The 782-nt window shown below is 55.0% G+C and carries 2 protein-coding genes; both read left to right on the top strand.

What is annotated here, in order from left to right; all coding sequences use genetic code 11:
* On the top strand, positions 1-274 hold a 274-nt coding region (locus KP705_RS15625), incomplete at its 5' end, for a helix-turn-helix domain-containing protein (protein ID WP_215764840.1).
* 37 nt (positions 275-311) lie between these two features.
* Positions 312-782 (top strand): plasmid recombination protein (locus tag KP705_RS15620; protein WP_215764838.1); only part of this gene is annotated, 471 nt, incomplete at its 3' end.

Raw genomic sequence — 782 nt, 5'->3', positions numbered from 1 at the left:
GTTGTTCTTCAACATCCTTGCGACTTTCGCGGAGTTTGAAGCCGATCTGATCCGGATGCGTACTCGTGAAGGGATGGCCGTTGCACGCGACAAAGGTAAACTACGCGGAAAGAAACCCAAGCTTTCTGAACGTCAGCAAAAAGAGCTTCGCCGGATGTATGATACCGGCGATTACTCCATCAGCGATCTTTCAGAACTGTTTTCTATTTCTCGGCCAACTGTCTATCGAACTCTCAGCAGAACAGCCTCAACGTTCTTGTTGGGTTCACTCTAAGCGTACGTAAAGTACACTTTCGTGTCGTGACCCCTATTTGAACGAGGCGTTGCGCTGGATTCAGGAGCGGCACGGCAAGGACAACGTGATCGCTGCCATCATTCACCGGGACGAAAAAACGCCGCACCTGTCGGCCTACGTGGTGCCAAAAGACCCCGATACAGGCCGCCTGAATTGCCGCCGGTTCCTCGGTGGTGCCAAGGCCCTGAACGAGATGCAGACCGACTTTGCGCGAGTTGTGGGACGCCCTGTCGGACTGGAACGCGGCATCGAAGGAAGCAAGGCCACCCACACCAAGCTGAAAACCTACTACGGGGCGCTAGAACGGGACGCACCCGAGCACAAAAACCTGACCCCTGCTGACCTAGAACCGCAGGTGCTCAAGAAGGGGATTTTTACCCGTGTTGTGGAAGACCCTGAGCAGGTGGCAAAACGCATCAGTCAGACCGTTCAGCAGCATTATGAACCTGCCGTTCAGAGCGCCACAGTTGCCCGCACAGCGACCAAA

This window comes from Gluconobacter sp. P1D12_c (genome assembly GCF_018812105.1).
GTDB classification, from domain to species: Bacteria; Pseudomonadota; Alphaproteobacteria; order Acetobacterales; family Acetobacteraceae; genus Gluconobacter; species Gluconobacter oxydans_A.
This window is presented reverse-complemented; position numbering and strand designations above follow the sequence as displayed.